Here is a 26,286-nt window from a genome sequence, read left to right as displayed (position 1 = left end):
TTTTTGGTTCGCTTTTAACATCACAATCCCTCATTTCTGTCGAAGTTACTATTAATTATCAGATTTCCAGAAAATGAAAGCAATATTTTTCTACAATAAATAAAGTTTGTGATAACCGTCACATACATTCTCTCTCAAACTTTATATGATAAAAGCAGTTAGACCACTACATGCAGGGAGGAATTAATATGAATACAATTCAAAACATTCTTGTCGCTTATGATGGATCTGAAGAAAGTCAGAGAGCCTTAGATTATGCGGTGAATTTCGCATATGAAAATGAAAAGATTGTACTACACCTTATTACCGTTTATCAGCCAGCCTTTTCGATTGCTTACACGTATGCGAATTATCCTGTTGAACAAGCTAACTACGAATTAAAAGAAAAGAATGAAGAAATGATTCAAAACGTAAAAACAGATTTAAGTTTCAAAACAAATCTTTCGATCGTGGCAAAGGCCATTGAAGGATACCCCGGAAATGTTCTTACGCATTATGCGTCCATGAACAGCATCGATCTCATCGTAATCGGAAGCAGAGGTTTAAGCGGAGTTAAAGAATTGTTTTTAGGAAGTGTCAGTCATCATGTCGTTCAGAAGGCTGAATGTCCCGTCCTTGTTATAAAATAGCTGCGGAAAAATAATAAGAGCACTGCATTCCACATTGGAAATTGCAGTGCTTTTATTGTTAGAGTTTTGTTGTATGGTAGCTGCCTAGAACACGAATGTCATGTTCATAAGCTTCAAGAATGGTAATTGCTTTTTTCATTTTGCTTTCATGCAGCCCATTTTCCGTCTCGATGAAAAAATGATAGGTGCCTAGTTTTTTCTTAGTCGGACGAGATTCAATCCAGGTTAGATTGATAGAGAGTGCAGAAAAAACGTTCAAAATAGATGACAATACACCTGAATGATCTTGACACGGCGTAATCAGCAGCATCGTTTTATTTCCGTTTTGTTTCGTATTTTCCTTGCTGATCACAACAAATCTCGTATGATTATTGCTGTTATCTTGAATATTGCTTTTCGCTATTTGCAGATGAAATAAATCAGCTGCTCCTTTAGAGGCAATTGCTGCAACATCTTTTCTTTCTTGATTTTTAACAGCTTGTGCCGCTGAAGAAGTGCTGTCAAACTGTTTCGTTTTCAGTTGTGATTGTCTGATGAAATCTCTGCACTGTGCAAGCGCCGGATAAATCGACCATACTTCACGGATTTCATGTATGTCTGCTCCTGCTAATGAAAGTAGATGCAATGAAACCGGAAAAATGATTTCTGCTTCAACAAACAAATCATGCGTCAATAATCCATCAGCAGTTATATTAATCGTACCTTCTATGGAGTTTTCAATAGGAACGATCCCTTTTTCAGCCTTCCCCTCACCAACAGCTTCAATTACTTCCAGAATTGAATCACACATTACCCACTCAATAAGTTCAGTTGTAAAATAACGAAATGCAGCTTCTTCTGAGAAACTTCCTTGAGGACCTAAATACGCCACTTTCATTTTTAAAACACACCTTTTTTCTTTTCATATCAGTATACATCTATTGTTTCATTAAACAACTTATAATTTTCAATCTAGGAAAAAAATTATTGGTTTGAAAAATGAGTGAGTACTCACTTGACAATATCTTGTCCACTCACATACACTGTAAATAAAGATGAGTGATTACTCACTTTTAAAAGGAGGTTCCTTACTTGAACTCTGTTATTCACGTTTCTAACGTTTCCAAAAGCTTTAGTAAGCATGATGTTTTACAAGACATTTCCCTATCTGTGGCTAAAAATGAAATCTATGGTTTGCTTGGTCCATCAGGTGCTGGGAAAACAACTTTAATTAAAATGATCGCTGGGATCGAAACACCAACATCCGGAAAAATCACGGTTCTCGACACGACGATGCCAAGCCTTCAAATCATGAAGCGTATCGGTTTTATGGCACAATCAGATGCCCTTTATAGTGAGCTTAGCGGAAGAGAGAACCTGGAATTTTTTGCTTCCATCTATGGTTTAAAAGGAGCGAAACAACGAGAAAGAATCGAGCAAACAGCAGCACTCGTCAACTTGACCGATTTCTTAAAGAAGCCTGTTAATCAATATTCTGGCGGGATGAAAAGGCGCCTTTCACTAGCGGCAGCCCTGCTCCATGAACCAGAAATTCTGATATTGGATGAACCTACAGTCGGAATTGACCCAGTCCTCCGTCAGTCTGTGTGGAACGAACTTTACAAACTTAGCGAAAACGGAACGACAATATTAGTAACGACACATGTGATGGATGAAGCGGAAAAATGCGGCCAGCTCGGAATGATTCGTGACGGCCGTCTCATAGCTTCCGGTTCACCGCAGCAATTAAAAGAATCAACATCGAGTGAAACAATTGAGGATGCTTTCCTCTATTACGGAGGGGTTCGCCATGAGAATTAGAGCGCTAGTCAAACGCATTATCCGCCAATTTAAAAGAGATAAACGGACACTTGCCATGATGTTCCTGGCTCCTTTGCTCATTTTGACACTCGTATCTCTTGTTTTTTCCGGAAATGACTATGAGCCAAAGATTGCAGTAATTAGTGATCAGCAGCCTGTTGCAGATCAACTTGAAAAAACAGACAAAGCATTCACGTTTTACGAAAGCAGCAGTAAAGCTGAGGACGATTTAAAAAATGAAAAACTGGACGCCATTTTATATGTGAACCCGCCATCTACTAAAATTATGCTTGAAGGAAGCAATCCAACAGCAAATAAGGCGGTTATGACAACTGTGGATAAAGCATTAAAAGCCATGAGTCCGTTAAGTGATCAGCTTAAAACCTTGCAGCCAAAAGTCGATTACTTGCACGGTTCACCCAAAATGGATTCCTTTGATTATATAGGACCTTTTCTAATCGGTTTCTTTATCTTCTTTTTCGTATTTTTAATTTCAGGTGTTTCCTTTTTAAGGGAACGAACGACTGGGACTCTTGAGAGATTGCTGGCAACACCAATGCGCCGCTGGGAAATGGTCGCAGGCTATGTAATCGGATTTGGAATCTTCACAATCATCCAATCCGCTATCATCGTCTCATTCTCGATTTACGTGCTCGATATTATGATGAAGGGGTCCATCTGGTATGTGATTTTGATTACATTGATGCTGGCTATCACTGCGCTTTCACTCGGAACACTTTTATCAGCTTTTGCAAAAAATGAACTTCAAATGATCCAATTTATTCCGATCGTCGTTGTACCTCAAGTCTTTTTCTCAGGGCTGTTCAACATCGACACGATGGCAGATTGGCTTCAGCCGTTAAGTTACATCATGCCGCTTACTTATGGAGGCCAGGCCATTCGTGACGTGATGATTCAGGGTGACGGATGGTCACAAATCTACGATGATGTTCTTGTACTTGCCGGATTTTCTCTTCTATTCATGGTTTTAAACACGCTCGCATTGAAAAAGCACCGTAAACTGTAAGGAATTTGTCCAGCGGTAAAATTGTGTCTATAATGAAATCAAAGCAAATGCACGATTTAAAAGGAGTAATAAGCATGTCCGATCAAGAGTGGATTCAACAGTTAATGAATGCTGACAATGAGGATATCAATTTAAGTGATAAGCAAAGAAAAATACTAGAAGCTGCCATCGATACCTTTTCCGAAAAAGGATACGCCGCTTCATCTACGAGTGAAATCGCCAAAAAAGCTGGTGTTGCTGAAGGCACGATCTTCCGTCATTACAAAACAAAGAAGGAACTATTACTATCGATCGTAACGCCCACAATGGGAAAGTTCGTAGCTCCCTTTTTTATAAAATCATTCGCAAAAGAAGTGTTTGATAATGAATATGAGCATTACGAGGATTTCCTAAGGACGGTTGCCAAAAATCGCCTGGAGTTTGTGAAGAAGAACTTTCCGGTTTTAAAAATATTCATCCAGGAAATCGCGTTTCATGATGAACTGCGAGAACCCTATCAAAAGCTGGTTATTGAACATATTTATCCAAAGTTCAAAAAAGTGATCGAACATTTTCAAGAAAAAGGAGAAATCACCAACCTTTCTCCGTCTGCTATTATGCGGATGACAGCATCAAGTATCATGAGTTACATTCTCCCAAGAGTCATACTCTTTCCTTCACATGATTGGGATGACGAGAAAGAAATCGATCAGATTGTTCAGTTCGTGATGTATGGTTTGAGCGGAAATCAAAAATAAAAAACATTAAACCCGCCATTTAAGTGGCGGGTTTTGTTAAAAATTAATTTATTTTTAAATTCATTGTCCTGATGACTTCAGATACATGCAAATCGTTTTTCATTTTCTTAATAGATTGCCATTTTACCTCACACAAATTTTGTTCGTTCAAAGAAAATTCAGGATCATAACCTAATGATGGCTCTCGATCACCTTCAGCTACTTCAACTAAATAACACTTTTCGATACCGTGTTCATAGGTTCTTGAAAATAAATACTTTATGACATTTACGTCTAAGTTTACTTCCTCTCGCACCTCTCGGATAACTGCATCTTCAAACGTTTCCCCATCTTCAAGCCCACCGCCAGGCAGCGTCCAAAAATCGTTTGTTTTACTGATTTCCCGAACCATAAGAATTGTATCATCTTTTAAAATGGCTGCAAAAGCCCTTGGTCTGCTTTTATTCATCATATCCTCCATCAAGAATGTGTTTCACCTATAGCTGTACAAAAAGGAGTGAGGTGGAAAGATAACGTATTTTGTTCTGTTGCCGCTACTGACAATGCTTTTGCATGTGGACCTATTAATAGATAAGCGCAGATAAACAATAGAACGACCACTAGTTTCATATACACACCTTCCTTTCGTTGAATGATAAGGCTGTTTTCAAAAAGCGAGCATCCTGAAACGGAAATCAACCACTTTCAAAAGCAACAAAGTATGAGAGAACAGCCAATTTTAAAAACGAAAGAACCAAGAGCTTTCTTCTCGGTTCACTAATTTGATTGCTATGAGATTTCCCCGCATTCTTTTTTATTAAGCTTATTTTTTGACGCGAATCTGTTTCAGTGTGCTCTTTTCTTTTAATAAAATAAAAAACAAACATACAGCAAGAATTAAGAAGATTGTTCCTGTTCCTAAAAATCCATTCGCATAAGATGGCAAATCCGACATCGCTACGCGCTCATTAATCTGCATCCCTAAAAAAGAAATACTTACCCCATCACCGTCTATGGTTGTAATTGACCTTACATTCATTCCCGTCATCAGCAAAGCCACACCTAACAATGAGAAAACAACCCCGATGATCCACCTCATAGCTACACCTCTGTTTGAAGTAAGTTTTGCATCTGTTTAAACGTTGGACTTAGTTCACTCCATACATCAAATATATTCCCATCAGGATCTGTGAATGTGAAATTCTCGCCTGAATGTCCCCGGTTTTCTATATCTCCTGTTTGTACACCAAGTTGTTTCAATTCTTTTTGTAAGGAGTAAAGGCTAGCCAATCCATCCACTTCAAAAGTTAAACAAAATCTCGTATTTCCTTGCTGGTCTTTAAAATTAGATGTTTCCTTTTCAGAAGACTTCACAAGAAAGAAACTTTGATTTGCTAGATTGATAATCACTTTTGCTTCATCTTGAAAGTTTATTTCCGCTCCTAATTTTTCTGAATACCAAATTGCCGATCTCTTTGGATCACGAACTGGTAAATACGTTGTGCCAACCCGTAAAAGTTTCTGGTTCATTGAAAGCACCTCAATTCTCTATTCCGGTTTTGTGAGTCTTATACCATTCTCACTAGTCATTTTAAAAATTCTGTGTTTGGAAGAAAAATCCTTCAAGTGACACGATTTTGTAATATATCCCAGTAGGGTTAGTAAGGAACCTTATGGAAAGCAATAAATAGAGAAAAGGAGGGCAAATCCACTATGAAAAAGGATCTTAAAAGCAAACATTTCACGCTCGAAAAAGTTAGAGATGGGATTTACGCCGCAATAGCAAAAGATGGGGGCGGAGCTGCAGGTAATGCAGGATTTATCGATTTAGGTGACCAAACCATTATTTTTGATACATTTAACACCCCACAAGCAGCATTAGATCTTAAAAATATGGCTGAAGATTTGACAAATCATGCTATTGCTTGGGTGGTCAACAGTCATCATCATGGTGATCATATTCGCGGAAACCAAGTCTTTTCATCAAGTCATATCCTTTCGAGTGAAGCAACATTCACCAAGATGAAAGAAAATCATCCTGCACGAATCGAAAAACAAAAACAAGACCTAGCCGGTTTGGGAAATCATATTAAAGCATTGAAACAGCAATTTGAGGAAACAAAAGATGAAAGACTAAAATCTGAAATCAGCTTTTTGGAAGAAATAGAAATTTCCCTCCCCGGTCTGCAATTGACATTACCGCGATTTGCCTTTAAGGAATCTTTTACAATTTACGGTTCAAAACGCACAGCAAAAATATACACAATGGGCAGTGCACATTCTTATTGTGATTCTTTTCTGTATATACCAGAAGATCGTGTGATTTTTACGGGTGATTTATTAGTTAAAGATACACACCCTGCTCTTTTTGAAGAATCAGATTCTGAAAACTGGGTTAGGATTTTAAATCAATTTGAAATGTGGGATATTGATGCTGCGGTACCTGGTCATGGTCCCGTTGGCTCAAGATCTGATTTTCAACTAATCCGTCAATACTTAGAAGACATTCGCGAAATCGCTGGAAATACTGAATCTATTGAAAGCATCGAAATTCCTCTTGCATATCGTCATTGGTCGTTTTCTAGTTTATTTAGTAACAACTTGCGAAATCTTAAAGCATTCGTCAAAAACTAAAGCTGTATTCGTAAATTTTGTTGTTTAGCAGCAATTGGATGTTTGTTAATCAAAAATAGAAAAGGATGACTCTAAAAAACGCATGCGCGAATTAGAGTCATCCTCTTTTGTTTGTTCGGAAATAAAAACAGCGATTTTCAGTAACCAAACTAAAAAGCCGAGTTAATCCATCGTGAAATGGAGTAACTTGTTAAAACAATTTCCTAAAACTATAACGGGAAATAAATTGTTAGGGGTCAGTCCCCCTTTGTATTTAATGCTCTTTGGGCGAGAGAGCTGATCACCATGTCATCCATCGGTGGATTATGAAGTCCTGCCCTGACGTCACGATAATGCCTTTGTAATGGACTCGACATTGCTAAACTTCTCGCTCCTACGATTCGCATGGCTAAATCAACTACTTTTGCCGCACTGTTTGTTGCCACATGTTTTACGGCTAGTAAAGACGGCCCCATCTCCATTCTGGATTCGGGTTCGTTCACCCATTTTGCAGCAACTGAATATATCAGTTCTCTCGCTTTAAATAATTCCAGCTCCATCTCGCCTATTTTGCGCTGTACTTCCGGAACATCGCCTATTGGTCCTGGCAAGCTATTTGGCTTATACGTTTTTGCAAATTGTACCGCTTCATTACGGGCGGCTATTGCGACTCCAAGGTAACATGCCGGAATATGCAGCAGCCACGCCTTTGGGAGTCCGGACTTCCCTCTTTCTTCTTCAACGAGTGCTTCACTCCCGACTCTCACATTTTCCATAATAAGATCATCACTCCGGGTACCGCGCATCGCGACTGTATCCCACGTTTCTTCAATTTTCACTCCATCTTGGCTCATGTTGATCAAGAAATTGCCTTTTTTACCGGTGTCATCGATTTGAGCAGACACGATTGCATAATCTAATGCGGGTGCCATCGAAGTAAACGTCTTCGTTCCATTGATGATCCAGTCCGTACCATCAACTGTTGCTTTTGTCTGAGGCATTCCTCCACGAGTCGGACTTCCTGTAGCAGGTTCCGTTGCCGCACGATTTACAAGTGCCTGATTCTGTACGACCTTTTCACATAAATGACGGAGTGCCGTATCGTCCCACGTCCGTTCTTCCGAGAGTTCTAAAAAGCTCCCAAGGTGCCAGCCTATACATAACGCTGTTGCGGCATCACCTGCAGCAATCCTTTCCTGTAAAAGCACAAACTCATACAAACTCAAACCCTCTCCGCCAAACTCTTTTGGTATTGTCAGTGATAAGTAGCCTGCTTTTTTTAGGTCATTCACATTTTCAAATGGAAAGCGTCCTTCCCTATCAAAATGATCTGCACGCTCCGAAAATTTTTCAGCCAAATAATCCATTTTCTCAAACCATCTACGCTGTATCTTTGTTTTTATATACGGTTCATATAAATAGGTCATGTAAAGTAAATCCCTCCATTACGATCACATTAACAAAACGAATCAGAATACTATGTTTTAAAATATAGTTTATGCTCTATTTACCATAAACGGCAAGGTATTCGACCTGACGTTTTTACCTCATTTTTCCCTTTTGACTTCTTCCTGACACATTCAATTATTATTGTAACTAAAAAGAATTCTATAAAAAATAGAGGTTTCTTTCTCTTTTACATATAAAACGAAGGCATTAAAAATTTTTTTCATTCTTCTCAACTTGACATAGGGCTGACATTTTTACTGGATACATTATATCTACAAGGTTTAAACAGACGAACCTTTCAAACAAACTATCTAGGAGGAAACGATGTTATGAAAAAATCAGTCATCGGCTTTACTGTTGCAGGAGCCTTATTAATCGGTGGTTATGCCACTACTTCTCTTGCAGCGAGCAACGATTCAGCGAGTAAAACGGCAACAGATAAAGGCAAATGGGAAATGAAGATGAAAGGACCAGGTCATTTCGGAAAATTCTTTCAAGGCAATTCAGATGAAATTCTCAAGAAGGCCAAGAAATTAGGAATCAGTACAAGCGGCAAAGATGGAGAAACCCTTATAAAAGAAATACGTGATGCACAGATCAAAAAAGAAGCAAAAGGGTTAGGGATCACCACCTCTGGAAAGACGATCGATAAGTTAGCTGAAGAAATTCAACTTGCCAAACTGCAGAAAAAAGCAAAATCGCTCGGTATAACAACTTCAAATAAGGATGCTCAAACATTAAATCAAGATATACGCCTAGACCAGCTTAAAAAAGAAGCGAAGGAACTTGGGGTTTCATCTGACGGAAAAGATGAGCAAACATTGAGAAAGGATATTCGAACGGCTTCACTTAACAAAAAAGCAAAAGAGTTAGGCATTAAAACAGATGGTAAAGATCTTCAAACATTAAAGCAAGAAGTGTTAACAGCATCCATAACGAAAGAAGCGAAAAAAATGAACATAAAAGTTGAGGGAAGAGACATTCGACAAGTGGCACAAGAAGTGATGACTGCGAAAGTAAAAGCAGACGCGAAAAAATTAAACATTACAATTGACGGAAAAATGATTCCAGAAATCGCACAAGAAGTGCAAAAGTTAAAAGTACAAAACCTAGCGAAAGAACTTGGAATCTCCACAACCGATAAAACAAATCGTGAATTGATGGAAGCCATCGAGAACAAAAATCCTGATAAACTAAAAGAACTTCGGGAGGAGGAATCGTTCTTCGGATTCGGCGGAAAAGGGTTCGGTCATGGTTTTGGTCCTGGAGGTCATAAAGGCCGCGGTCATGGCAAAGGCGGTATGCCGCACGATGGCGGGAAAGCAGATGAAAATGGAGCAATGAACGGTAATGGTCTTAAGAACGGCAATGGACCTGCCGGCAACGGAAATGATATGTAACTCAAAAGTGTATCTCCGGTCTATTTTGCCGGAGATTTTTCTTGCACTTTAAAATTTCATAACCATGCTCAATAAAAGTTTTTCCGACGCTGTTGCAATGTTAAAGTGTAAAGTATAAGGGCAACTTGGACTAATAGAAAAAAAGCTTATCAACAGTCTAGTTTTCTTTATATCATAAGGGTTATTAGGAGGGGCGGATTTTGAAAACCATTTTAGTTGTGGAAGATGAGGAAACAATATCAAGAGTATTGACGGTCTACCTGAAGCATGAGGGCCATGAGGTATTGCAAGCGTTTAATGGCGAAAGTGCTCTTAAGATTTTCAAAAAACACACGCCCCATCTCGTCTTACTCGATGTTATGCTTCCGGACAGAGACGGCTGGAGTATCCTTCAAGACATTCGCCAAATCAGTTCCTGCCCCGTCATCATGCTTACTGCATTAGGAGACATCGATTACCGCTTAAAAGGATTAAATCAAGGTGCTGATGATTACATAACAAAGCCCTTTATCGGAGAAGAAGTTGTTGCACGAATTAATGCGGTCCTTCGCCGCTCAGCAAATGTACTGGATACTGAAAACACGAAACAATATGGCAGCCTAAGTATCAATCTGGACTCGCATGTTGTCAAAATGAACGGTGAACCAGTGGTATTAACACCAAAAGACCTTTCCCTGCTTATATTTTTAGCAACACGTCCTAACCGGACATTAACACGTGATAATCTGATTGAGAACGTTTGGGGACTTGATTACGACGGAAGCGACAGGGCTGTAGATCTAGCCATTAAACGTATTCGCCAGGCACTGGCAAAATGGCCGAACTCACAAGGAGAAATTCGTACACTTCGAGGATTGGGGTATCAATTCTGTGTTTATGAATCATAAGAAGCGAACAACACTATTAAAATATTGGACAACCAGGTATCTGATCACTCTTATTGCTGGACTTCTTATTCTAGCTGCTGGTTCATTATGGTGGATCAGAAATACGACGCTGGATAACCGATTGAACATCATGGAATACTTGGCGGTTGAAACAGCTGACCGCATCTCTCATTCCGACCGGAATAGTGATTTTGGTTTATTCAACAGACGGCTTGAAGAACGTGCCAGTGTCCTTCAAATGGAAAAACAGCCAGAGCTTTTTATTACCGACCTCAAAGGCAGAGTTCTTAATGGCAGACCACCTAGAAAACAGCCTGGATTCGATGGTTTGCCACTGCAAGACATTCGCAGGATTCCAAAAAAATTACTAAACAACGACAGCACCGTTCAGAAATTAGATGTAAATGATACGCTTGTTTATGCTGTCAAAAAGCCCGTCTATTATGAAAACAATCAAGCAGGTTGGGTAGTCGTCATGCAGGAAGCTTCAGACTTAACGAATATTAATCAAGAATACCGTTTATTGATTATTTTATTACTCGGGCTCGGACTTTTAGGATGGGCTGTCATCTATCTTCTTTCCAAAAAAATCGTAAAACCTATTCAGGATGTTGCCCATGCGGCATCACAGATTAAAGAAGGAAATTACGAGGTTCAGCTTCATACAGATGCTAAAGAACAGGAATTATATGATTTATTATCTTCTTTTAAAGAAATGACGATTCGTTTAACACAGTTAGAAAAACTTCGTGCCGAACTGCTCGCGGGTGTTACACACGATTTAAAAACACCTGTCACTTCGATCAGCGGTCTGATCCAAGCTGTAAGAGATGGCATTGTTACGGGAGAAGAACGAAATGAATTCTTAGATATCTCACTTAAAGAAGTGCATCGCCTTCAAACCATGATAGAGGATCTATTAAACTTTAATTCCTTATCAGCAGGTGCATTCACGATCCGAAATGAAAAATGCAACATGAATAAACTTGTGGAAGACATCGCACATCAATGGAAAGTGACCTTGAATGAGGATATAGAATGGCATGTCCAACTACCTAACAAGCCTATTTTTAGAGAAACCGACCCGCTTCGTCTGCAGCAGATTTTAATCAATCTATTAAACAACTCTTACCACGCTTTAAGTGAACATCGTTCGATTACCGTCTCATTAACCGAGCATTCGATTGATGTAAAAGACACTGGATCAGGAATTCCAGATAAAGAACAACCATATGTTTTTGAAAGATTTTTTCGCGGCGAGAAGAAAAAGCTAAAAGTAAGAGGACTTGGTTTAGGCTTGCCTTTTAGTAAAATGCTGGCTAAAGCAATGAATGCAGATCTAATCTTAAAGAAAAGCTCACCACAAGGAACTACCTTTTCGATTTTTTGGGAAAGCCATAGTAGTAAATAAAACAAGACCGTAAAAATTCAGGTCTTGTTTTTTCATAGATAATTTTACGAGTTTTAAATTTTATTTCGATTGACAAGAACGTTTGTTCGCATTATTCTAGAGATAGGTTAGAATTTCCAACGACTAACCTCCCCACCAGCGAGACCGGCCCACCCAGCCGGTCGTTTTTTGTTAGCCATTTCAATCATATGTATGCAATAATGTTTTAGAAAAAGTTCAAATAGTGAATACTTTTATACTATCCAACTATTGATAGGAGACATTATGATTCGAATACTAGCTGTTGATTATCAAAATAAACTATTGTTAAATCCGCCAATCGAAGAATTAAAAAATAATAATATTAAATGGTATTGGGTAGATATTAGCAATCCTAAGGTTAGCGAAAGCGAGCTTCTTACAGATTTTTTCAACTTCCACCCATTAGCAGTAGAAGATTGTTTATATTATATACAGCGTCCGAAATTAGAATATTACGAAGACCACAGCTTTTTTGTCGTTCATGCATTGGACCAGCAGACCTTAGAACCCCATGAAGTTGATATTTTTTGGGGAGAAAATTTCGTAGTCTCTTTCCACCTTGTTCAGGTTGCTGAAATCGATCAACTATGGGACACACTTCAAAAAGTAAAAAACGTTTCTCAAATCGGACCTACGGAAATCACGCATAAGATTTTGGATAAACTTGTAGATACTTACTTTCCTGTCCTGCAACAAATTGAGGATCAGATCCTTTCGATCGAAGGGACCTTTAAATCATCCGATCAAACCGTCATTCAAGAAACCTTTACCGTTAGAAGCGAGTTGATCAAACTTAGAAAGACAATTATCCCGATGCGAGAATTATTATATCGAGTGACAGAATCTAAAAAGCTGCCTATTTCAAATAAAAAGATGGCATACTTTAGAGATGTTCATGATCATTTAATAAAACTCAATCATATGATTGAGTCCAATCAAGAGCTCACTTCTGAAATTAGAGACAATTATATTTCCATTAATTCTTTTCGAATGAACAGAATTATGAAGACACTAACTGTCATCACAACGATCTTTATGCCTTTGACTTTCATCGCAGGGATATACGGGATGAACTTTGAGAACATGCCTGAACTTAAATGGGAAAATGGTTATTTCATGATTCTTGGGGTCATGTTAACAATTGGCGTTCTAATGATACTTTGGTTCATTAGAAAAGGGTGGTTTAGAGATAATTAATTGTCTTCCATTCCATTTTACATGACTAGACCGGCTGGATATATCCAGCCGGTCTGATTTATTTTAAAGAACCTTTTTTATTAAAATATTCAATAATATCCATTCTCCGAATAATGCCGATAAAAATTTCATTATCATCCACAACAGGTACAAAGTTTTGTACAGCAACTAGTGACATTAAATCTTCCATCTCTGCATCTATATGAACGGGCTGATAATCTCTATTCACTTCAATGTCTTTAATATAAAAACGTTCACTCGTTTGAAAGGATAGTTGGTCAGTATTTTTTATTTTCCATAAAAGATCACCTTCTGTAATGGTTTTAACGTATCTCCCCTTCTCGTCTAAAACCGGTACAGCCGTATATCTATGGAACTCCATCTTCTCTAGTGTCTGGCGAATGGTAGACTCAGCTTTGAGACATACAACCTCTTTTTTGGGCAAAAGAAAAAATGCTATATTCATTTGTTTTCCCTCTCTATACTTCTTTTTCTTTTTGATCAGCGACAATATGAATATCAATTCCCGACGCATATCTCATAATATTATTTACGATTGATCCTTTAGTTATCTCTTCCCATCTGCTTCTGGCAGATTGACCTAATATTATTTGGGTGATTCCATTATCAACCGCTACATCTCGTATCGTTTCCGCAATCGTTCTTTTTCCTGTTTGTTCCGCAATAAATCTTGCGTTAAATTGTGTAGCCAGCTTTTTCCATTCTTGAATTTTTTTTCTGTCTTCTGCTGATATGTTCATGGATGCCTCATTTGTAACATGAAGTATTAACAGGTCTGTTTTAAGCCGGTTGGCAATTCGCCACCCTCGGCGAATTAATTTTTCTGCATTTCCACCGTATTGTACACAGACCATAATTTTCTCATGGACACCAGTAGGTCCGGTTTTTCCATTCTGAATTTTGGCTTTTGCGATTCGCTCGTCAACGTCATCTGCCACTTCTCTTAATGAAAGTTCTCTTAATGCACCAAGGTTACTGCTTGTAAAAAAATGAGTTAGAGCTTGTTCAATCTTACTCATGTCGTAAATTTTTCCTTCAGCTAATCTTTTTCTTAAAATTTCTGGTGTTACATCTATTAAAATAATTTCATTCGCCATTTGATGCAGAACATGATCAGGAATACGTTCTCTCACTTTAATACCTGTAATTTGTTCTACAATGTCATGAAGACTTTCAAGATGCTGAATGTTAACTGCTGATAATACATTAATTCCTGCTTGTAAAATTTCTTCTACGTCCATATACCTTTTTTCATTTGGTGAGGTTGGAACATTTGTATGTGCTAGTTCATCGACAATAACAACATCTGGCGCACGTCTGATAATGGCGGCTGTATCCATTTCCTCTAATATACGACCTTTATAATTGATCTTTTTTTTATGAATGGTCTCCATTTCACCGATTAAATTAGCTGTATCTTTTCTATTGTGTGTTTCGATCAACCCTATTACAACGTCAATACCTTCAGCTTTTAACTCATGCGCTTCTTGCAATAAACGATACGTTTTGCCGACCCCTGGAGCTGACCCGATATAAACTTTTAACTTCCCTCTTTTAAGGCGTTCGATTTCTTGCAGAATTTCTTCAGGCGTTTTTCGTCTGTACTCTGGAAACATGTCAATCCTCCAAACAAGAGTAATACCCCGGCCGTTGAAAAGACCGAGGTTCTTTTGATTATTTGATAGCATCATGGACTTTCATATTGAGTTTCAGCACATTCACACGAGGTTCTCCAAAGACTCCTAAACTTCTATTTTCCGTAGAATCTTTAATCATTGCTAATAGTTCTGGTTTTGCTATTCCCGTTTCTTTACTGATACGGTCTACTTGGAACTCTGCTGCTTTTACAGAAATGTGCGGATCAAGTCCGGAACCTGAATTAGTAATGAGATCAACAGGTATATCTTTTGTATTAAGTTCAGGATTTTCTTTCTTCAAGGCATTGATCGAATCTTTTATTCTTTTCAACATGTCTTCATTAGATGGAGCGTAGTTGTTCGATCCAGTTGCAGCACCATTATTTTCAATAGAAGAAACTCGTCCTTGGAAATATTGCGGACTCTTATAATTTTGTCCGATTAATTCTGAACCAACGACTTTCCCATCGCTATTTTTAATTAAACTCCCATTTGCCTGAGAAGGGAAAAAAGCCTGTGCAATCCCTGTCATTGCTAGTGGGTATATTATTCCACATAATACAATCATCAAAAGAGATAATCTGACTATTTTAAACAAGGATAAACCCTCCAGTTTCATTTTTCATTACATGAATATACTTACGAACATATCAATTAACTTTATTCCGATAAATGGAACAAGTATTCCGCCGACACCGTAAATCATAATATTTTTGTACAACAATTTGTTAGCGCTCATCGGCACATATTTTACACCCTTCATCGCTAAAGGAATCAAGAGCGGAATAATGATGGCATTAAAGATTAAGGCTGAAATTATAGCACTCGTTGGTGAGTGTAATCTCATAACGTTCAGTGCTTCCATTTCAGGGATAGCTACAGTAAACATCGCAGGAATAATCGCAAAATACTTTGCAATATCATTCGCGATACTGAACGTTGTCAGTGAGCCTCGTGTCATAAGAAGCTGCTTTCCAATCGCTACGACTTCAATAATTTTTGTAGGATCTGAATCGAGATCCACCATGTTTGCAGCTTCCTTCGCTGCAATCGTACCAGAGTTCATGGCAAGACCTACGTCAGCTTGTGCCAACGCCGGCGCATCGTTTGTACCGTCACCAGTCATGGCAACGAGCTTACCTTTTTGCTGTTCTTCACGAATGACACGTATTTTATCCTCAGGTTTTGATTCGGCAATAAAATTGTCAACCCCTGCTTCATTAGCAATCGTTGCAGCTGTTAAAGGATTATCTCCTGTACACATGATCGTTTTGATTCCCATTTTACGAAGTTCGTCAAAACGTTCACGCATTCCTGGCTTAACCGTATCTTTTAAATAAATCAGACCAAAGATCTTATCATTCAGACAAACAGCAAGAGGAGTACCGCCTTTTTTTGCAATCTCATCACTTTTAGTTTTTAGATCTTCAGGAATCTCTCCACCCTGTTTTTGTACGAACTTAATAATGGAATCAACTGCACCCTTACGATATCTAGAATCATTTAAATCAATACCGCTCATTCTTTCTTCAGCAGTGAATGGGATGATTTCTCCAGCTTCGTATTGTGAACCATTGATTGAAGTACCTTGTTTCTTTGCCAGTTCTAATACAGAACGGCCTTCTGGAGTTTCATCAAACAGCGATGTAACAACAGCCATTTCCGTAAGTTCTTTGTTCGTTGACCACCCTACTGGAATAAACTCTGCCGCTAAGCGGTTACCAAACGTGATCGTACCTGTTTTATCTAAGATAATCGTATTAATATCACCAGCAGCCTCAACCGCTTTACCTGACATGGCAAGAACATTGAAGCGGGTTACGCGGTCCATTCCGGCAATACCGATTGCTGACAGTAATGCGCCAATTGTAGTAGGGATCAAACAGACGAGCAAGGCAATCAACGTTGATACTTCTAACTTAATTCCTGCATAACCTGCAATAGGTATAAGTGTTACGACAACGAGTAAAAAGATGATAGTTAACGTAACAAGCAAGATATTAAGAGCTATTTCGTTAGGAGTCTTTTGACGTTTCGCTCCTTCTACAAGTGCAATCATTTTATCGAGGAACGATTCACCCGGGTCCGCTGTAATTCTGACGTTAATCGAATCACTGACTACTTTCGTTCCGCCCGTAACCGAACTAAAATCTCCGCCAGCTTCTTTAATGACAGGTGCTGATTCTCCTGTAATGGCAGATTCATCAATGGAAGCAAGACCTTCAATAATCTCACCGTCACCTGGAATCATATCTCCCATTTCTACAAAAACGATGTCCCCTTTTCTTAGCTCTTCTGAGGAAACTTGTTTAAAAGCTCCTGATTTCGTTACCTTTTTTGCCATCGTTCCTTTTTTCGTTTTCTTCAAACTATCTGCTTGAGCTTTACCCCTGCCTTCAGCTAAAGCTTCAGCAAAGTTTGCAAAAAGAATTGTAAACAGAAGGATTAAGAATACGGCCAAGTTATAACCAAAACGTCCTTCTGCACCAAATTGCTTAGGCATAATCAACATGAGCAGAACAAGGAATGTTCCAATTTCTACGACAAACATGACCGAATTTTTCATCATCGCAATCGGATTTAATTTTACAAAACTATCTATAATGGCCCGGCTTATGAGGCCAGAACTCATACTTTGTTTTTGATTCATTTTTTTCTGCACCTCTCTATTAACGGATCGACAAGTATTCTGCTATTGGGCCGAGTGCGATAACCGGTAAGAATGTTAACGCACCGATGATGAGCACGGCACCAACTAGAATACCTACGAAAAGCATATTATCTGTCTTAAATGTTCCAATGGTTTCAGGAACAGGTTGTTTCTTAACAAGTGATCCCGCTACAGCAAGCAAGGCAATAATAGATATATAGCGTCCAAACAGCATAACGAGACCTGTCGTAATGTTCCAGAATGGTGTATTATCACCAAGTCCTTCAAATCCTGAACCATTGTTTGCTGCTGCTGATGTATATTCGTACAGCACTTGTGAGATTCCATGGAATCCCGGGTTGCTGATGGCTACTTTTCCAAGCTCTGTCATAAAAGCTAAAGCAGTTGGTCCAAGAATAATCAGCGGATGGGCTAACAATGCTACCGTTATGAGCTTCATTTCTTTTGGTTCAATTTTTCTTCCTAAAAATTCCGGTGTACGTCCTACCATTAATCCGCAGATGAACACCCCGATGATCGCGTACATAAGCATGTTCACAAGTCCAACACCATCTCCGCCGAATACGGTGTTAAGCATCATCAGAGACAATGGTGTGATGCCGCCAAGCGGTGTTAATGTGTCATGCATGTTGTTTACCGTTCCTGTTGTCGCTGCAGTCGTTACCGTACTAAACAACGCAGACTGCGCAATGCCAAAACGTGCTTCTTTTCCTTCCATACTACCTTGTTCAGAAGAAAGACCCATTGCATTCAACGCAGGATTTCCATTGCTTTCGGAAATATAGATTAAAGATAAAAAGGCGATAAAAAGAATAGCCATAGCTGCGAAAATAACCCAACCCTGCTTTTGGTTTCTTGCAAAACGGCCGTATGTGTAAGTCAATGCTGCTGGAATACACCACATCGATAATATTTCCAGTACGTTTGTTAACGGACTTGGATTTTCAAATGGATGTGAAGAGTTAACACCGAAGAATCCTCCGCCGTTTGTTCCTAAGTGTTTAATAGATACTAAAGAAGCTACCGGACCTGTTGCAATTTCTTGTTTGGCTCCATCTAGCGTTGTAAGCTTGATCGTTCCGTCCAATGTTTGAGGAACTTTTAATCCTACAAATATAAGAGTGACTACTACAGCCATTGGAATAAGCAATCTCGTATGTCCTTTTACAAAATCCTCATAGAAATTTCCAATCGTATTTCCTTTGCTCGTAATTCCACGAATAAAAGCAATCGCCACAACGATTCCTGTAACCGCTGAGGTAAACATCATCATCATGATGACCGACATCTGCGAAAAGTACGATAGACCTGTTTCTCCACTATAATGCTGCAAGTTAGTATTCGTCATAAAGCTTACAATCGTATTAAATGATAAAGTTTGTTCCATGCTATCGATGTTGCTTGGGTTTAGAGGCAATCCCTTTTGTATACGAAGTATGAGATAACCGACTGCAACTAATACGATATTTGTCAATAATAATGAGATCGTATATTTTTTCCACGTCATTCCTGGCCTGTCTTTTAACCCGCTAATGGCATAGATTATTTTTTCAAATGGACTAAAAATTTTATCCGTTTTATTGGGTTTGTTTGAAAACACGTGATAGATATAACTTCCAAGCGGTTTGACGATCAGAAGCAATAACAGGATCACGATAGCAATTTGTAAAACTCCCATGAAATTGTTCCTCCTAAATAAATCCTTTAATCATTCTTCTTTTAAAATTTTTCTGGATTGATAAGAGCGTAGACTAAATAAAGAAAAACTCCGCCAGTTAAAATCGCGGTAATTATCATTTTTCTTCCCCACTTCCGACAACTGTGTCACACCATTTGATAAAGCCAGTAAATATCACAAATGATGCAGCAAGCGTAAGTGCCATATAAATATCAAGCAATGAAACTACCTCCCTAAATAACCTTAAGATTCTACTTTTTTCTAAAACCGGTTAACATCATAGCTAAACTTTTTATCGCTTCTTGGGCATCACTTCCTTCAACGATCAGTGTTATTGGTTCGTGTTGATCTTTTGAATAGTGAGACAGGAAAAATAGATTTATCCCAAGTAAGCCTTTTGCATTAATTTGTATCCCTTGATATAAAAAGAGTATTTCACTCTCAAAAGTACCAGCAGCGTTTACAAACTCATTAATTTGCCCTATAGATAACCTATTGGGCAACAAAACTACTGACTCTGCTCCCATTCCAAATCCCTGCCTGTCAAAAAAAAATAGCTGTAAGGGAGAATAACAATCTCCCTTCTGCCCTTGTTTATCCTTTCCTAATTGTGCTTAGCTGAACAGACCAATTAGAGAGACCATTTTGAATCATACTTGCTTGATAGGCATTTAATTGTTCTTTTTTTGCTTTTAATAAAATTAATTCAATTTCGTTCGGACTTAACTTCATCCATGTCCCTCCATTCGTCTTATGAAGTAAGCAAAAATTGGATGTTACCTGTCTTGTTATGGATCACATAATCGGCTCCAAGCTCCTTGTAAACTCTCGTAATATACAGTGTATCCGTTTTGATCACATATACAGGAATGGTATAGACACTGCGAATGAGTTCAATTGTTTGGCAGCATTCTAAAAATCCTGATTCAACTATGATGATTTTTTGTATGAATGGTCCTACCATCTCGATCAGTTTCCGCTTGTCACTGTAGTTCATGACATAAACACTATGAAAGCCAGCATTCAAAAGTCTATTTGCTTCATAGCTGTTCGGCACACACGACACAATCGATGTGTAATAATCACACATTTTAAGTTTTGTAATAAATGCTTCAGAAACTTTGTCTGGAAACATAATGAGGATATTTCCAGGTTCATTTGTCATTGTCAATTCCTCCATTTTCAAAAAAAAGGCAACAAAAAAGAAGCCTGCGGAAGAGGAACTCTTCTCGCGGCTTCTACACATACTTGAATAAGCGTGTAAACACACGAAATTTGTTGCCTCTCTCTGAACGCTTACGGAGTTAGCTGACGGATTCGGGCTTGAGAGTAGCCCTACTCGATCTCTCGAGATTCACCCCATGCAGCCACTAAGGACTGCGATTGGTTCCCCCGCTTCCTGTTATTCAGGAATTAAGCGATAAAGACGCATGATATTATAATCTTCGGTTTTTAAAATGTGACTGCTTTTCTAAAAAATTCACCTTCTCTCTCCTACCACGCTTACGAAGTTAGCTGACGGGTTCGGACGGCAAGAGTCGCCCGACTTGTAAAAGTTTCACCCCTGACTCAGTACGAGCCGTTGGTTCCTCCGCTCCAAAAAATGGACTCAGCGAACATGGAAAAAATTTAAAGATTTAAGATAAGGATTATATTACTCCTCGTTTTTTATGTTGTAAAGCAAATAAATACCCCGAAAATCTTATTTATTTGATTTATTTACAGCTAATATATCGTTTTTTACTAAAATTAAAGCATATTTACTTTTATTTTCTTCTGAATACCCATTTTTATAAAAAAATTAATAAATTATTTTTTCTGATAATTACATCTGTGTAAGTTTATACAACCATCAGATGTAAGCAGTTAAATGCTTCAGAAATTTTATTGCCTGCTTTTGAAAGTTGATGGAAGTGCAAGTTGCAGCTCCAACAAGCAAAAATCCCGCTAATGGATAGCGGAATCAACCAAATTATTTTGCGTTAAATTTTTCCAATTCTTTCAAATCATCGTTTTTGCCAATTACAACGAGAACATCATCTTCCTTTAAACGGTAATCTGGTTCAGGGGAGATTTTAACAGAATTATTCGAATAACGAACTGCAATGACGTTTACATTGAATCGTGCTCTGATATCGAGCTCTATTAGAGATTTCCCTGTTATATTTGCCGAAATCCTGACCTCTTCAATACTATATTCATCTGATAACTTAATGAATTCGATAATACTCGGGCTCATAAGTTTCTGTGCAATGCGCTGACCCATGTCCCTCTCAGGATAGACAACGTCATCTGCACCTACTTTTGAAAGTATGAGTCCGTGGTGTTTACTCAGTGCTTTTGCGACAATGTGCTTCACTCCCAGCTCTTTTAATACGACTACCGATAAAATGCTTGCCTGCATATTGTCACCAATAGCGACGATAACGACATCGAAGTTTCGGATTCCAAGACTTTTCATCGCTTGTTCATCCGTACTGTCTGCTATTACACCATGCCTTACTGCTTCACGGTTCTCTTCTATTCTTTCCTCATTGATATCGATGCCAAGCACTTCGTTATCTTCTTGTGTTAATGATTGTGCCAAGCTTGAACCAAATCTACCTAATCCAATTACCGCATATTGTTTACTCATACATTTTTCCCTCGCTTTCGTGTTAGCCGATCATAAACTTTCCTTTTGGACGGCGATAGTTTTCTTTTTCATTTTGTTCTGCCAACGCTATAGCCACAGTAAGAGGACCTAACCTTCCGATGAACATCGTCAAGGCGATAATAATCTTTCCAAATGAAGTTAATTCAGGGGTTAATCCCATTGAGAGCCCCACAGTTCCGAAGGCTGAGACCGTTTCAAAAAATATCATTAGAAAATTATTAGTCTTTTCTGTAATGGACAGGAACATAGTAACTACGATCACTAAAAGCATGGCGATCAGAGTAATCGTTAGCGATTTGTAAATCATGGTAGGGATAATGCGGAAACGAAAGAACTCCACGTCTCTTTTTCCTGTAATCTGTGCCCACGCTGCACCAAGCAAGGTTGCGAAAGTAGTTGTTTTAATACCTCCACCTGTAGATCCTGGGGAAGCACCAATAAACATCAAAATGATCGTTAGAAATAGAGTAGATATAGTAAGATCAGGTATATTCAATGTGTTAGAACCTGCTGTCCTTGGAGTAACAGATTGAAAAAATGAGGCAAGAATTTTTCCTCCTATCGACAAAGGCTGCAGAGTTTTAGGATTATTAAATTCCAGAATAAAGACGAGAACCGTTCCTGCTGCCAGCAAAATGGCTGTTGTCGAAAGAACTACCTTGGTATGTAAGGTCAGCTTATTAAAAGACCTATTTTCGTATACATCGCTTACAACTATAAAACCAATTCCGCCAAGAATAATAAGAATGCAAACCACTAATGTTACGGCCGGGTCTTCCACATAGCCTGTGAAACTTTTAAAATTCCCCATAATATCGAAACCAGCATTGTTAAAATTCGAAACTGCGTGAAAGATGCCAAAATATACAGCTTTCTTTATCGGCATATCGAATGAAAAGCGTATTGCTAATAAGAGACTTCCAATCCCTTCAGCAACCAATGTAAAGAAAAGAATGGTCCTAGCTAGTTTTACAATACCCTGGGTCGACGAAGAGTTTAGCGATTCCTGTAAAAGAAGCCTTTGCCTAAATGAAATCTTTCTTCTCACTAACAATGCTAAAAAAGTAGCAAAGGTCATGAATCCCAGCCCCCCCACTTGAATAAGTGAAAGAATGACAATTTGACCGAACAAAGAAAAAGTGGTTTCAGTATCTACGACTACCAATCCTGTTACACAAGTAGCAGATGTAGCGGTGAATAAGGCATTCAACCAGTTTAACCCCTCACCATTTTGGGTAGCTATCGGTAAACTGAGTAAAAAACTTCCCAGTAGAATAATGATTGCAAATCCAAGAACAAACATTTTGGGAGGTGTAATAACAACACGTTTCGGTATTTTTTTTAGTCCAATCATTGAGCACCTTCCTTAAGTACAAACATTATGAATAGAGAATACCCCTTATTTTCACCGTTACACCCGAAAATAATTCTGTTTAATATCGTCCATATTAATTTAAGGATTGAAGTGAGGAGCTTGCATAATGGAAACTAAAGTAATGGAGATCGTTCACCATGAGTTATTAATGATTACACTTGTCTTTATATTTGGTCTTCTGGCCATAAAAATTGCAGAAAAGATTAAGATACCAGATGTTGCTCTCTATATTATCATCGGGATTTTGGCAGGACCTGCAGGATTGAACATTATCGTTCAGCCTAGTGACTCTGTAGTATATCAATTTATTATTGTTCTAGGTTCTGTATTGATTCTATTTGAGGGCGGAAGAGCAATAGAAATCTCCATCTTAAAAAAAGTTTGGATCTCAATTTCCTTATTAGCCATCCTCGGCGTGTTTATTACAGCAGGAATTCTTGCGTATGCAAGTGTTTATTTATTGGGGATACCCTTGCTTTATGCGCTTCTTCTCGGCTCAATCAACTCCTCTACGGATCCTGCCACGTTAATTCCTGTCTTTAAACAAGTCCATGTAAAGGAAAAAGTCAGGCAGACTGTAGAAAGTGAATCAGCCTTCAACGATGCTACAGCATCCATATTAACTTTTACTGTTCTTGGAGTCATTTTAGGAGAAACTAAATTCTCTGCTAGTGCAACGACCTGGAAATTTGTTCAGGAAGCAGGAGGCGGTTTGCTCGTAGGAATTGCTATGGGTATTCTGGCAGTTTTATTAATCTCTAATTATAGGGTTGGTATTTTTCGTAATCACGGCGCAATCGTAACTTTTGTAACAGCCATATTCTCTTATCTGATTGCAGTCAACGTGAATGCTAGCGGGTTTATGGCAACTTTTGCTGCAGGTATTATTACCGGCAATCCACAGATTTTACGCTTGAAAATTTCAAAGAACACCAACATCAGTATCTTTCATTTTTCAGATACTCTCACCTTGTTGATGCGAACATTAATTTTCATGTTCCTTGGCACTCAAGTGAATTTCAATATATTTAAGAATTTCTGGTGGCAAAGCATTTTAATAGTCTTAATATCCATGTTCATCGCTCGACCGCTCATTGTATTAATTTGTGCACTTCCCGACCGGAAAGCAAAATGGAATTGGAGGGAGATATTTTTCATGTTCTGGGTTCGTGAGACCGGGGTGATTCCTGCAGCACTTTCGGCAATGATTGTAGCCTCTGGAATCAAGCATGCTGAAGCAATTGCCTCTGTAACATTTGTGGCAATATTAATGACCATCATCATACAAGCAAGTACAACCGGTTATTTAGCTAAAAAATTAGGTCTAGTCATAAAGGAAGAAAACGTCAATAAATACTAACACGCAGTTTACGTTAAGTTTCCCCTCTTTGTGGTAACCTCTCGTGATGTGCTATGAAGCCTTTTTCCTGTAGGTGTCTCGCACCTTACAAAGTCAAAAAAAAGATCCTGCTCATACAACCTGCAGAATCTTACTGTTCTTTTTAAAAATCCAGACGCTGCCGCTTTGTCCAGAGCCATACACCCGTTACAATATGGAAAACTAACACGACAATCACAGCTCCATAATGGTCGGTGATCCAGCTCACGAAAAAGACAAGCGGCAGTGCAAATAACAAACTAACAATAATCATAACCCACGACGTTCTCGCAAGTGCAATGAGAAATAAAATAACCGGTAAAAAAACGAAGAACCAGAACAATATGGTTTGAAATAAAGACATAACTTCCCCTCCGCTTTTCATTATATAAGGGGTTCGTTACTTTCTCCACTTTTTTTAAGCTATGAAGTCGCTGGAATTTTTTCACTTGCTTCCATTGCTGCCCGTTTTTCTTCATCTTTTTTTACAAGTGCAGGTATGGTTACGGCATAAAATAACCCAACAATGATCATAACCCCGCCAACCAGATAATACAGTGTTTCGATCGAAAACAACTTTGGATAGAACATGGCAATGAACAAAAGGGTCAATGACTGAAGAAGCATTTGCACAGGGTTGATCCACCCTTGCACACGGCCCATCATCTTTTTGTCTACTACCCTTGGCATCCATCCGCCAAAACCTATATTCGCGAGCGGTAAAAACATACCGCAAATCGCACAATAGATGAAGAAGCTAAGTACATTGCTGGATAAAGCGATAATACAGATTGAGATACCCATCAGAAAAATGCCCAAGGTAGCAAGAATATGTGATTTTATCTTTCCAGATATCAAAGTTCCAATGAAACTGCCAAACATAACGGCTACCCCGAACACGATTCCTAAATAAATCAGCATCTGCTCATATGTTTCAGGCGTCAGTTTGTACTTTAAAATAAACACCCACATGACCGAAAATCCGCCGTTTACGATACCGAACATAGAAGCACCGGCAATCATAAACAATAACAGTTTGTATCCAGTAATATATTTAAAACCTAATTTGTAGTCATTCCATACCATTTTAATCTTTAAATCCCTTAGTCGATGTAAACCATTCGGAATCCTCGCTTTTTCAGGCATACTGCTCGAAAAAATCAATAATGCAGCAGCAAGATACGTTACTGCATCGATCATGATGGCACCATAAATACCAAACAGCCAATAAAGATAAACAGAGATTAAGTTCCCAAAAAGCATAAATACAGCTTGAACCATTTGAGTAAGTCCAGATGAGGTCGCATACTCGTCTTCCTTCAAAATCCCTTGGATCAACCCATACATAGCCGGATTAAAAAACTTGTTAATCGCTGTACCAATAAACAACAATCCAAAAGTGACATATATCCAATCCATATAAATCGTTCCTAGCATCAAAAAGCATATTATCCCGTTTATCCAGTTGCAATTCGTTACAATCATTTGGCGATCAAGACGATCTGCAAAAACACCGATTAACAAAAATACGGCAAGCATCGGTAATGCGTACATCAGTTCAACCACAGAGGCATAGGCTGGCTGATCACTGAATCTGTCTAACAAGTAAAGCATAAAACTTGTACCAGCAATAACACTCCCAAGCTGTGAGATCGTGTTGCCAATGAAAAGTCTTGTAAATGCACGATTTTTGAAAATATCTGCAAACACTTTCACTATA

Annotated in this window: 29 protein-coding genes and 2 riboswitches; of the genes, 10 read left to right on the top strand and 19 right to left on the bottom strand. The window is 38.5% G+C overall.

The genetic code is table 11. The features are described from left to right. Positions 1-188: 188 nt before the first annotated feature. A complete protein-coding gene (locus tag J2X07_RS03595; protein ID WP_310256500.1) occupies positions 189-629 on the top strand; it encodes a universal stress protein in 441 nt (146 codons plus the stop codon). A gap of 58 nt (positions 630-687) precedes the next feature. On the opposite strand, the gene pheA is transcribed toward J2X07_RS03595, so the two are convergent. Then, complete coding sequence (gene pheA / locus J2X07_RS03590; protein ID WP_310256497.1) at positions 688-1,506, bottom strand: prephenate dehydratase; 819 nt, start codon at positions 1,504-1,506, stop codon at positions 688-690. Positions 1,507-1,700: 194 nt separating this feature from the next. On the opposite strand from pheA, the gene J2X07_RS03585 reads away from it, so the two are divergent. The 3 genes from J2X07_RS03585 (at position 1,701) to J2X07_RS03575 (ending at position 4,193) form a co-directional block, all read left to right on the top strand. Beyond that, positions 1,701-2,429, top strand: coding sequence for an ABC transporter ATP-binding protein (locus tag J2X07_RS03585; protein WP_310256494.1), 729 nt, complete (start codon positions 1,701-1,703; stop codon positions 2,427-2,429). Further along, positions 2,419-3,456 (top strand): ABC transporter permease, encoded by a 1,038-nt coding sequence (locus J2X07_RS03580; protein WP_310256491.1) that lies wholly within the window; start codon positions 2,419-2,421, stop codon positions 3,454-3,456. The genes J2X07_RS03585 and J2X07_RS03580 overlap by 11 nt, the downstream gene beginning before the upstream one ends. A 74-nt stretch (positions 3,457-3,530) precedes the next feature. Continuing rightward, positions 3,531-4,193, top strand: a complete 663-nt coding sequence (locus J2X07_RS03575) for a TetR/AcrR family transcriptional regulator (RefSeq protein WP_310256489.1) — start codon at positions 3,531-3,533, stop codon at positions 4,191-4,193. A gap of 43 nt (positions 4,194-4,236) precedes the next feature. Here J2X07_RS03575 and J2X07_RS03570 read toward each other — a convergent pair whose 3' ends face one another. The 4 genes from J2X07_RS03570 to J2X07_RS03555 all read right to left on the bottom strand — a co-directional run bounded on the left by J2X07_RS03570 (position 4,237) and on the right by J2X07_RS03555 (position 5,702). Further along, positions 4,237-4,641, bottom strand: a complete 405-nt coding sequence (locus J2X07_RS03570) for an NUDIX hydrolase (RefSeq protein WP_310256487.1) — start codon at positions 4,639-4,641, stop codon at positions 4,237-4,239. 11 nt (positions 4,642-4,652) lie between these two features. Then, the gene (locus tag J2X07_RS03565; protein ID WP_310256485.1) at positions 4,653-4,802 is read right to left on the bottom strand and encodes a hypothetical protein; all 150 of its coding nucleotides are present in this window, start codon (positions 4,800-4,802) and stop codon (positions 4,653-4,655) included. 193 nt (positions 4,803-4,995) lie between these two features. Next, a complete protein-coding gene (locus J2X07_RS03560) occupies positions 4,996-5,271 on the bottom strand; it encodes a hypothetical protein (protein ID WP_310256483.1) in 276 nt (91 codons plus the stop codon). 2 nt (positions 5,272-5,273) lie between these two features. After that, positions 5,274-5,702: a VOC family protein gene (locus J2X07_RS03555; protein WP_310256481.1), complete on the bottom strand. Its 429-nt coding sequence runs from the start codon at positions 5,700-5,702 to the stop codon at positions 5,274-5,276. Positions 5,703-5,885: 183 nt separating this feature from the next. On the opposite strand from J2X07_RS03555, the gene J2X07_RS03550 reads away from it, so the two are divergent. Further along, positions 5,886-6,806 (top strand): MBL fold metallo-hydrolase, encoded by a 921-nt coding sequence (locus tag J2X07_RS03550; protein WP_310256480.1) that lies wholly within the window; start codon positions 5,886-5,888, stop codon positions 6,804-6,806. Positions 6,807-7,042: 236 nt separating this feature from the next. On the opposite strand, the gene J2X07_RS03545 is transcribed toward J2X07_RS03550, so the two are convergent. After that, entirely contained in the window at positions 7,043-8,212 is a 1,170-nt protein-coding gene (locus J2X07_RS03545; protein ID WP_310256478.1) for an acyl-CoA dehydrogenase family protein, read from the bottom strand. 351 nt (positions 8,213-8,563) lie between these two features. Between J2X07_RS03545 and J2X07_RS03540 the strand changes: the two genes are divergently transcribed. The 4 genes from J2X07_RS03540 to corA all read left to right on the top strand — a co-directional run bounded on the left by J2X07_RS03540 (position 8,564) and on the right by corA (position 13,150). Continuing rightward, positions 8,564-9,634, top strand: a complete 1,071-nt coding sequence (locus J2X07_RS03540; protein WP_310256477.1) for a hypothetical protein — start codon at positions 8,564-8,566, stop codon at positions 9,632-9,634. 200 nt (positions 9,635-9,834) lie between these two features. Then, entirely contained in the window at positions 9,835-10,521 is a 687-nt protein-coding gene (locus J2X07_RS03535) for a response regulator transcription factor (RefSeq protein ID WP_310256474.1), read from the top strand. Beyond that, the gene (locus J2X07_RS03530) at positions 10,511-11,932 is read left to right on the top strand and encodes a sensor histidine kinase (protein WP_310257387.1); all 1,422 of its coding nucleotides are present in this window, start codon (positions 10,511-10,513) and stop codon (positions 11,930-11,932) included. The genes J2X07_RS03535 and J2X07_RS03530 overlap by 11 nt, the downstream gene beginning before the upstream one ends. A gap of 264 nt (positions 11,933-12,196) precedes the next feature. Further along, on the top strand, positions 12,197-13,150 hold the full coding sequence (corA, locus tag J2X07_RS03525; protein WP_310256471.1) for a magnesium/cobalt transporter CorA: 954 nt from the start codon (positions 12,197-12,199) through the stop codon (positions 13,148-13,150). Between the two features lie 58 nt (positions 13,151-13,208). On the opposite strand, the gene J2X07_RS03520 is transcribed toward corA, so the two are convergent. The 11 genes from J2X07_RS03520 to J2X07_RS03475 form a co-directional block, all read right to left on the bottom strand. Then, entirely contained in the window at positions 13,209-13,616 is a 408-nt protein-coding gene (locus tag J2X07_RS03520; protein ID WP_310256468.1) for a CBS domain-containing protein, read from the bottom strand. Positions 13,617-13,629: 13 nt separating this feature from the next. Continuing rightward, entirely contained in the window at positions 13,630-14,787 is a 1,158-nt protein-coding gene (kdpDN, locus tag J2X07_RS03515) for a KdpD-like non-kinase potassium sensor (RefSeq protein WP_310256467.1), read from the bottom strand. Between the two features lie 58 nt (positions 14,788-14,845). Continuing rightward, on the bottom strand, positions 14,846-15,406 hold the full coding sequence (gene kdpC / locus J2X07_RS03510) for a potassium-transporting ATPase subunit KdpC (protein WP_310256465.1): 561 nt from the start codon (positions 15,404-15,406) through the stop codon (positions 14,846-14,848). A gap of 27 nt (positions 15,407-15,433) precedes the next feature. Continuing rightward, positions 15,434-17,458 carry a potassium-transporting ATPase subunit KdpB gene (gene kdpB / locus J2X07_RS03505; RefSeq protein WP_310256463.1) on the bottom strand — a complete coding sequence of 675 codons (2,025 nt, stop codon included), beginning with the start codon at positions 17,456-17,458 and terminating at the stop codon, positions 15,434-15,436. Positions 17,459-17,477: 19 nt separating this feature from the next. Further along, positions 17,478-19,157, bottom strand: coding sequence for a potassium-transporting ATPase subunit KdpA (gene kdpA / locus J2X07_RS03500; protein ID WP_310256461.1), 1,680 nt, complete (start codon positions 19,155-19,157; stop codon positions 17,478-17,480). A gap of 41 nt (positions 19,158-19,198) precedes the next feature. After that, positions 19,199-19,276 (bottom strand): K(+)-transporting ATPase subunit F, encoded by a 78-nt coding sequence (gene kdpF, locus J2X07_RS19950; protein WP_396193582.1) that lies wholly within the window; start codon positions 19,274-19,276, stop codon positions 19,199-19,201. 132 nt (positions 19,277-19,408) lie between these two features. Continuing rightward, positions 19,409-19,684 carry an HPr family phosphocarrier protein gene (locus J2X07_RS03495; protein ID WP_310256460.1) on the bottom strand — a complete coding sequence of 92 codons (276 nt, stop codon included), beginning with the start codon at positions 19,682-19,684 and terminating at the stop codon, positions 19,409-19,411. A gap of 67 nt (positions 19,685-19,751) precedes the next feature. After that, positions 19,752-19,889 (bottom strand): hypothetical protein, encoded by a 138-nt coding sequence (locus tag J2X07_RS03490; protein WP_310256458.1) that lies wholly within the window; start codon positions 19,887-19,889, stop codon positions 19,752-19,754. 19 nt (positions 19,890-19,908) lie between these two features. Next, positions 19,909-20,322, bottom strand: a complete 414-nt coding sequence (locus J2X07_RS03485) for a hypothetical protein (protein WP_310256457.1) — start codon at positions 20,320-20,322, stop codon at positions 19,909-19,911. Between the two features lie 112 nt (positions 20,323-20,434). Next, positions 20,435-20,587: riboswitch (cyclic di-AMP (ydaO/yuaA leader) on the bottom strand. A gap of 55 nt (positions 20,588-20,642) precedes the next feature. Beyond that, a riboswitch (cyclic di-AMP (ydaO/yuaA leader) is annotated at positions 20,643-20,782 on the bottom strand. 347 nt (positions 20,783-21,129) lie between these two features. Further along, on the bottom strand, positions 21,130-21,792 hold the full coding sequence (locus tag J2X07_RS03480) for a potassium channel family protein (protein ID WP_310256455.1): 663 nt from the start codon (positions 21,790-21,792) through the stop codon (positions 21,130-21,132). A gap of 22 nt (positions 21,793-21,814) precedes the next feature. Next, entirely contained in the window at positions 21,815-23,167 is a 1,353-nt protein-coding gene (locus tag J2X07_RS03475; protein ID WP_310256453.1) for a TrkH family potassium uptake protein, read from the bottom strand. 127 nt (positions 23,168-23,294) lie between these two features. On the opposite strand from J2X07_RS03475, the gene J2X07_RS03470 reads away from it, so the two are divergent. Continuing rightward, positions 23,295-24,548, top strand: coding sequence for a cation:proton antiporter (locus tag J2X07_RS03470; RefSeq protein WP_310256450.1), 1,254 nt, complete (start codon positions 23,295-23,297; stop codon positions 24,546-24,548). 142 nt (positions 24,549-24,690) lie between these two features. Here J2X07_RS03470 and J2X07_RS03465 read toward each other — a convergent pair whose 3' ends face one another. Both J2X07_RS03465 and J2X07_RS03460 read right to left on the bottom strand, forming a co-directional pair. Continuing rightward, a complete protein-coding gene (locus J2X07_RS03465; protein WP_310256448.1) occupies positions 24,691-24,930 on the bottom strand; it encodes a hypothetical protein in 240 nt (79 codons plus the stop codon). Positions 24,931-24,989: 59 nt separating this feature from the next. Beyond that, positions 24,990-26,282 carry an MFS transporter gene (locus tag J2X07_RS03460; RefSeq protein ID WP_310256445.1) on the bottom strand — a complete coding sequence of 431 codons (1,293 nt, stop codon included), beginning with the start codon at positions 26,280-26,282 and terminating at the stop codon, positions 24,990-24,992. Between the last annotated feature and the right edge of the window lie 4 nt (positions 26,283-26,286).

This window comes from Fictibacillus barbaricus (genome assembly GCF_031457135.1).
GTDB classification, from domain to species: domain Bacteria; phylum Bacillota; class Bacilli; order Bacillales; family Fictibacillaceae; genus Fictibacillus; species Fictibacillus barbaricus_A.
The sequence above is the reverse complement of the archived record's forward strand: the minus strand, read 5'-3'. Positions and strand labels throughout refer to the sequence as shown.

Bases quoted from the DNA above. Each gene is read 5' to 3' on its own strand.
- corA (WP_310256471.1), top strand. From the start codon at position 12,197: ATGATTCGAATACTAGCTGTTGATTATCAAAATAAACTATTGTTAAAT.
- J2X07_RS03520 (WP_310256468.1), bottom strand. From the start codon at position 13,616: ATGAATATAGCATTTTTTCTTTTGCCCAAAAAAGAGGTTGTATGTCTC.
- J2X07_RS03560 (WP_310256483.1), bottom strand. From the start codon at position 5,271: ATGAGGTGGATCATCGGGGTTGTTTTCTCATTGTTAGGTGTGGCTTTG.
- J2X07_RS03495 (WP_310256460.1), bottom strand. From the start codon at position 19,684: ATGGGAGCAGAGTCAGTAGTTTTGTTGCCCAATAGGTTATCTATAGGG.
- J2X07_RS03545 (WP_310256478.1), bottom strand. From the start codon at position 8,212: ATGACCTATTTATATGAACCGTATATAAAAACAAAGATACAGCGTAGA.
- J2X07_RS03470 (WP_310256450.1), top strand. From the start codon at position 23,295: ATGGAAACTAAAGTAATGGAGATCGTTCACCATGAGTTATTAATGATT.
- J2X07_RS03480 (WP_310256455.1), bottom strand. From the start codon at position 21,792: ATGAGTAAACAATATGCGGTAATTGGATTAGGTAGATTTGGTTCAAGC.
- kdpF (WP_396193582.1), bottom strand. From the start codon at position 19,276: ATGATAATTACCGCGATTTTAACTGGCGGAGTTTTTCTTTATTTAGTC.
- J2X07_RS03490 (WP_310256458.1), bottom strand. From the start codon at position 19,889: ATGAAGTTAAGTCCGAACGAAATTGAATTAATTTTATTAAAAGCAAAA.
- J2X07_RS03475 (WP_310256453.1), bottom strand. From the start codon at position 23,167: ATGATTGGACTAAAAAAAATACCGAAACGTGTTGTTATTACACCTCCC.
- kdpDN (WP_310256467.1), bottom strand. From the start codon at position 14,787: ATGTTTCCAGAGTACAGACGAAAAACGCCTGAAGAAATTCTGCAAGAA.
- J2X07_RS03570 (WP_310256487.1), bottom strand. From the start codon at position 4,641: ATGAATAAAAGCAGACCAAGGGCTTTTGCAGCCATTTTAAAAGATGAT.
- J2X07_RS03530 (WP_310257387.1), top strand. From the start codon at position 10,511: ATGAATCATAAGAAGCGAACAACACTATTAAAATATTGGACAACCAGG.
- J2X07_RS03575 (WP_310256489.1), top strand. From the start codon at position 3,531: ATGTCCGATCAAGAGTGGATTCAACAGTTAATGAATGCTGACAATGAG.
- J2X07_RS03540 (WP_310256477.1), top strand. From the start codon at position 8,564: ATGAAAAAATCAGTCATCGGCTTTACTGTTGCAGGAGCCTTATTAATC.
- J2X07_RS03555 (WP_310256481.1), bottom strand. From the start codon at position 5,702: ATGAACCAGAAACTTTTACGGGTTGGCACAACGTATTTACCAGTTCGT.
- J2X07_RS03465 (WP_310256448.1), bottom strand. From the start codon at position 24,930: ATGTCTTTATTTCAAACCATATTGTTCTGGTTCTTCGTTTTTTTACCG.
- kdpB (WP_310256463.1), bottom strand. From the start codon at position 17,458: ATGAATCAAAAACAAAGTATGAGTTCTGGCCTCATAAGCCGGGCCATT.
- J2X07_RS03580 (WP_310256491.1), top strand. From the start codon at position 2,419: ATGAGAATTAGAGCGCTAGTCAAACGCATTATCCGCCAATTTAAAAGA.
- J2X07_RS03595 (WP_310256500.1), top strand. From the start codon at position 189: ATGAATACAATTCAAAACATTCTTGTCGCTTATGATGGATCTGAAGAA.
- J2X07_RS03550 (WP_310256480.1), top strand. From the start codon at position 5,886: ATGAAAAAGGATCTTAAAAGCAAACATTTCACGCTCGAAAAAGTTAGA.
- J2X07_RS03485 (WP_310256457.1), bottom strand. From the start codon at position 20,322: ATGACAAATGAACCTGGAAATATCCTCATTATGTTTCCAGACAAAGTT.
- pheA (WP_310256497.1), bottom strand. From the start codon at position 1,506: ATGAAAGTGGCGTATTTAGGTCCTCAAGGAAGTTTCTCAGAAGAAGCT.
- kdpA (WP_310256461.1), bottom strand. From the start codon at position 19,157: ATGGGAGTTTTACAAATTGCTATCGTGATCCTGTTATTGCTTCTGATC.
- J2X07_RS03565 (WP_310256485.1), bottom strand. From the start codon at position 4,802: ATGAAACTAGTGGTCGTTCTATTGTTTATCTGCGCTTATCTATTAATA.